This window comes from Serratia sp. (in: enterobacteria), assembly GCF_046715635.1.
Lineage (GTDB): Bacteria > Pseudomonadota > Gammaproteobacteria > Enterobacterales > Enterobacteriaceae > Chania.
In genome coordinates, this window is record NZ_JBKJYW010000459.1 from 1 (window position 1) to 5,458 (window position 5,458).

General features: G+C 52.7%; 6 protein-coding genes. 3 read left to right on the top strand and 3 right to left on the bottom strand.

Annotation, left to right across the window (positions count from 1 at the left end; translation table 11 throughout):
* Positions 1–55 precede the first annotated feature (55 nt).
* Positions 56–328 carry a YcgL domain-containing protein gene (locus ACLQ7H_RS23820; RefSeq protein WP_411754803.1) on the bottom strand — a complete coding sequence of 91 codons (273 nt, stop codon included), beginning with the start codon at positions 326–328 and terminating at the stop codon, positions 56–58.
* Positions 329–463: 135 nt separating this feature from the next.
* Here ACLQ7H_RS23820 and minC point away from each other — a divergent pair, with 135 nt between their 5' ends.
* The 3 genes from minC to minE are packed head-to-tail and all read left to right on the top strand — an operon-like array spanning position 464 to position 2,267.
* The gene (gene minC, locus ACLQ7H_RS23825) at positions 464–1,156 is read left to right on the top strand and encodes a septum site-determining protein MinC (RefSeq protein WP_411754804.1); all 693 of its coding nucleotides are present in this window, start codon (positions 464–466) and stop codon (positions 1,154–1,156) included.
* Positions 1,157–1,181: 25 nt separating this feature from the next.
* Positions 1,182–1,994, top strand: a complete 813-nt coding sequence (gene minD / locus ACLQ7H_RS23830; protein ID WP_411754805.1) for a septum site-determining protein MinD — start codon at positions 1,182–1,184, stop codon at positions 1,992–1,994.
* A gap of 3 nt (positions 1,995–1,997) precedes the next feature.
* Positions 1,998–2,267, top strand: coding sequence for a cell division topological specificity factor MinE (gene minE / locus ACLQ7H_RS23835; protein ID WP_021181173.1), 270 nt, complete (start codon positions 1,998–2,000; stop codon positions 2,265–2,267).
* Between the two features lie 232 nt (positions 2,268–2,499).
* Here the strand turns inward: minE and rnd are convergent, their stop codons facing one another.
* Together rnd and fadD are read right to left on the bottom strand one after the other, a co-directional pair.
* Positions 2,500–3,621 (bottom strand): ribonuclease D, encoded by a 1,122-nt coding sequence (rnd, locus tag ACLQ7H_RS23840; protein WP_411754806.1) that lies wholly within the window; start codon positions 3,619–3,621, stop codon positions 2,500–2,502.
* Between the two features lie 206 nt (positions 3,622–3,827).
* Positions 3,828–5,458: long-chain-fatty-acid--CoA ligase FadD (gene fadD, locus ACLQ7H_RS23845; RefSeq protein WP_411754807.1), on the bottom strand; the 1,631-nt coding region annotated here is incomplete at its 5' end.

The window sequence follows — 5,458 nt, forward strand, 5'->3', positions numbered from 1 at the left end:
ATGCAGATGATGCTTAAAAGCTGGCGTTAACACAGGGTTGAAAATCGACGCCCGGTTATTTTTTGGCGTCAGACAAATGAAGGTTTAATAGGTTTTCCACCGGCGGTGGAAACTGCAGATAAAACCCTTCCTGTTGCAGGGCTTCTTTCACCTTCTCGATATCCGCGGAGGCCAATTTCTTACGACCGTCTAGCGACAGCATCATGGCATACAGCGGAGTGCCAAAACTTTTCATCAGATCTTCCGGCACCCGAGAAAAATCGTCTTTTTTTTCGACATAAAGATAAGTTTGGTCGCGCTTGGCGCTTCTATAGATGACACAAAACATTTTTAAAACTCTATTTAATTGAGGCAGCGTCTTGCCTGGATATAACTCTGACTATAACATGCTTATAGTACTTCGGAATATCGCACCCCGAGTGGTATTCCGGGGATTTAAGTTGCTGAGACTGAGTCAGGATAGATGTCACAATCGCCAATTGAGCTAAAAGGCAGCAGTTTTACCCTATCGGTGGTTCATTTACATAATTGCGAACCCGAGGTAATACGCCAGGCACTGCAAGAAAAGGTGGAGCAAGCGCCCGCTTTTCTCAAAAATGCCCCTGTTGTTATTAATGTTGCTACGCTGAACGGCGACGCAGACTGGAAAGAAATTCAACGGGCTGTCACTGCGGCTGGGCTGCGCGTGGTAGGCATCAGCGGTTGCAAAGATGAGCGGCAGAAGCGTTCCATCGCCCGCGCCGGTTTGCCACTGCTCAATGAAGGCAAAGGCCAGAAGGCGGCCCCGCCGGCTCCAGTAATTGCACCGGTCCCTGATAATGCCCCAGCCAAGACGCGCATCATCAGTACTCCTGTCCGTTCAGGCCAACAGATTTACGCCCGTAACAGCGATTTGATCGTCACCAGCAGCGTCAGCGCCGGTGCCGAACTGATTGCCGACGGCAATATTCATATTTACGGTAGCATGCGTGGCCGCGCACTGGCTGGCGCCTCTGGCGATACCCAGTGTCAGATTTTTTGCACGCACCTGGGTGCTGAGCTAGTCTCTATCGCAGGGCAGTACTGGTTGAGCGATCAGATCCCGTCCGAGTTCCTCGGGCAGGCAGCAAGGCTCAGCCTGTTGGATAATGCTTTAACCATACAACCTTTAAATTAAGCCCTTTTGACAAGGAATCCATTTCATGGCACGCATTATTGTTGTTACATCGGGTAAAGGGGGCGTTGGCAAGACCACATCAAGTGCGGCCATTGCGACCGGCTTGGCCCAGAAAGGCAAGAAAACCGTGGTGATCGACTTTGATATCGGTCTGCGTAATCTTGACCTCATCATGGGGTGTGAACGCCGGGTCGTTTACGATTTCGTGAACGTTATCCAAGGTGACGCTACGCTGAACCAGGCGTTAATCAAAGACAAGCGTACCGACAACCTCTACATTCTGCCAGCTTCGCAAACCCGTGATAAAGACGCCCTGACCCGTGAAGGCGTGGAAAAAATCCTCAGCGATCTCGACGAAATGGCCTTCGAATTTGTGGTTTGCGACTCACCCGCAGGGATCGAATCGGGTGCCTTGATGGCGCTGTATTTTGCCGACGAAGCCATCATCACCACCAACCCGGAAGTGTCTTCAGTACGTGACTCCGACCGTATTCTGGGCATTCTGGCATCCAAATCGCGCCGTGCCGAGAGAGGGGAATCCCCAATCAAGGAGCATCTGCTGCTAACCCGTTATAATCCGGGCCGCGTCAGCCGTGGCGACATGTTGAGCATGGAAGACGTGCTGGAAATCCTGCGTATTCCGCTGCTTGGCGTGATCCCTGAAGATCAGTCGGTATTACGTGCCTCTAACCAGGGTGAACCTGTTATTCTTGATAATGAGTCCGATGCCGGTAAGGCCTATGACGATACCGTTAACCGCCTGTTAGGGGAAGAACGCCCGTTCCGCTTCATCGAAGAAGAGAAAAAGGGCTTCCTGAAACGCCTTTTTGGGGGATAAACCATGGCTCTGTTAGACTTCTTTCTGTCCCGCAAAAAATCAACAGCCAGTGTAGCCAAGGAACGGCTGCAAATTATCGTCGCAGAACGTCGTCGTGGGGATAGCGAACCCCACTATCTGCCTGATTTAAAGCGCGATATTCTAGCGGTAATTTGTAAATACATTCAGATCGACCCCGAAATGCTGCACGTGCAATTCGAGCAGAAAGGGGACGATATTTCGGTACTTGAACTCAACGTGACGCTACCGGAATCGGAAGAAACGCCTAAATGATTGCGATGCAATGAGTGCCCCCTGTATATTTTTATACAGGGGGTAACTGTATATTCGTCCAGTTATTAGTGCGTCCGCCAAAATAAAAAACCCGCGCTATTGAGACAACTCTCAGTTCTTTTTGACGCAAATTTCTATACGGTGAATGCTGGCGCTTAACATTATCTTCGCCTTATTTTGGTGAGATCAAACGGAACAATTTGATTTAACTGCCCCGCCTGACATTTAACGATTAATAATCCTGTAGGATCGCCTGCAACGGTGCTGCCAATAGCTCACCGCGCCAGCCACTGATTAACTCAGGTTGTGACTCGATCTCTTTCAATTTCCAATGCCAATTCAACAACTGGTTAATCTGCCGCCGCGAAGCCAGCAGTTCGCCGCTAAGGCCACTCTGCTCACTCACCAGCGTAATAGCGGCTTTAATATCTTTGAACACTTTCTTGTAGCCAGGATGATCGACGAGGTTGCTCAACGGCGCTGGCAAGGCTGATTCATCCAGGGCGTTAGCTTCCGCCACCAGTGCCACCAGGGTTTTGCCATGGTAGCGGATCTCCGGGCCACTCAGCCCCAGCGCCTCCAGCTCACCGAGCGAGCCCGGCATATAGCGCGCCACGGCCCACAGGTTCTCTTCACGCACCACAAAGTTCACCGCCAGATCGCGTTCGCGCGCCTGACGCAAACGCCACTCAGCCAGTTTTTGCAGACAACCCAGCTGACGTGGGCGTAACTGCCAGGCATTGGTAATTTCGCGATAGGCCAATTCCGGCGCCAGCGCCTCGCTGCGCCGTTGGCAGAGCAAGCGGCACTCGTTATCGGCTGCGGCGGTCCAACCCGCCTCTTCGGTCTCCTGCACCAATTGCTTGGCCATTGGCAACAGATAGAACACGTCAGCCGCGGCATAAACACATTGGCGCTCGGTCAATGGCCGCGCCAACCAGTCGGTGCGCGATTCACTCTTATCAAGATCGACCTGCATATACTCCGTCACCAGTTTGGCAAAACCGCAGGACAGCGTATGGCCGCTAAAGGCCGCCAGGATCTGGGTGTCCACCATCGGTGTCGGCAACGTCTTGAAGGCGTTCAGGAACACCTCCAGATCCTCGCTACCGGCATGCAAGAATTTCACCACGGCGGTGTCGGCCAGCAGGTCGATAAAGGGCTGCCACTGCTTGATGGGAAGCGGATCGATCAGGGAAAGTTGTTCACCATCGTATAACTGGATCAGGCCTAACTGCGGATAATAGGTACGCGTGCGGACGAACTCTGTATCCAGCGCCACCTGGGCATAGTTTCTTGCCTGCTCGCAGACCTGCTGCAACCCGGCGTCGGTAGTGATCAACTGATAATTCAAAACGTCATTCTCTTGGTCATTTTTAGGGTTCAAACACAACAACGCCGGCTTAATCACCGGCGTTGTTGAAAAGGGGTATACCCGTCGCCTTTCAAGTTACAGCGTTGTTACCTGCACTCATTCACCCAGTCACTTACTAAAGTAAGCTCCTGGGGATGAATGAGCTTGTCGCCTAGCTGTAACTTGAAATTCATAGGATATAAAACTTAGGCGGCATCAACGGCCTTGGGCTTTTTCTGTTCGTCACGCAGTTCCCGTCGTAAGATCTTGCCGACGTTCGACTTCGGCAACTCGTCACGGAACTCAACAATTTTTGGCACTTTATACCCTGTCAGGTACCGACGGCAATGGGTTAGCAGCTCTTCTTTGGTGAGTGTCTGATCTTTCTTCACCACACAAATCTTCACCGCTTCACCCGAAGCATCACTGGGCACCCCGATTGCCGCACATTCCAGCACTTTGGAGTGCTGGCTGACGACCTCTTCGATCTCATTCGGGTAGACGTTAAAGCCGGAAACCAGGATCATATCTTTCTTACGGTCAACGATGCGGATAAAGCCCTCAGCATCCACGGTAACCACATCTCCGGTCGCCAGCCAGCCGTCGTGCAATACTTCGTCCGTCGCCTCTGGCCGTTGCCAATAGCCTAACATAACTTGCGGCCCTTTAACCCAAAGTTCACCGGGTTGACCGACTGACACATCTTTGCCGTCATCATCCACCAGTCTGATATCGGTGGAGGGCACCGGCAGGCCGATGCTGCCGCTGTAATGTTTCAAATCATGTGGGTTGCCAGCGACCAGCGGAGAGCACTCCGTCAGCCCGTAGCCTTCCAGCAAGTGCTGACCGGTAAGTTTTTCCCACTTTTCCGCCACCGATTTCTGTACCGACATCCCGCCGCCAACGGAGAGCCGCAGCGTGGAGAAATCGAGCTTCTGGAAATCTTCATTGTTCAGCAGCGCATTAAACAGGGTATTTACCCCGGTCATGGCACTGAACGGGTATTTTGCCAGCTCCTTCACCGTCCCCGGAATATCACGCGGGTTGGTGATCAGCAAGCTACGCCCTCCTAACTCGATAAACAGCAGGCAGTTCACCGTCAACGCAAAGATGTGATACAGCGGCAAGGCAGTGACCACCAGCTCTTGCCCCTCACGCAGCAACGGAGCATAGGCTGCCTTGGCCTGTACCAGATTGGCCTGCATGTTGCGGTGGGTCAGCATCGCCCCTTTTGCCACACCGGTAGTGCCGCCGGTATATTGCAGGAACGCCAGATCGGTATTGATGATATCTGGCTTCACATATTGCAGGCGACGACCACGCTGCAACGCGCTACGAAACGAGATGGCATCCGGCAGGTCGTACTTGGGCACCAGCCGCTTGATGTACTTCACCACAAAGTTGACCAACGTTCCCTTGGCTGCGGAGAGCTGATCGCCCATGCGGGTCAGAATGACGTGTTTAACCTGGGTCTTGAACACCACCTTTTCCAAGGTGTGGGCAAAGTTGGAGACGATGACGATTGCGCTGGCACCGCTGTCGTTCAGTTGATGTTCCAACTCACGGGGGGTATACAGCGGGTTGACGTTAACCACCACCATCCCCGCCCGCAAGATGCCGAAAAGGGCGATCGGGTATTGCAACAGGTTGGGCATCATCAGCGCCACACGATCGCCTTTTTTCAGCCCCAACTCGTTTTGCAGGTAGGCAGCAAACGCTCGGCTGCGCTCTTCCAGCTTGCGGAAGGTCATCACCTCACCCATGTTGATAAAGGCGGGTTGATCCGCGTAACGGGCAACCGCATTCTCAAACATTTCGATCAGGGATGAGTATTGAT

What these genes read in the sequence shown, in the direction of transcription:
- ACLQ7H_RS23820 (WP_411754803.1), bottom strand. Translation starts at nt 328, where the DNA reads ATGTTTTGTGTCATCTATAGAAGCGCCAAGCGCGACCAAACTTATCTT.
- minD (WP_411754805.1), top strand. Translation starts at nt 1,182, where the DNA reads ATGGCACGCATTATTGTTGTTACATCGGGTAAAGGGGGCGTTGGCAAG.
- minC (WP_411754804.1), top strand. Translation starts at nt 464, where the DNA reads ATGTCACAATCGCCAATTGAGCTAAAAGGCAGCAGTTTTACCCTATCG.
- minE (WP_021181173.1), top strand. Translation starts at nt 1,998, where the DNA reads ATGGCTCTGTTAGACTTCTTTCTGTCCCGCAAAAAATCAACAGCCAGT.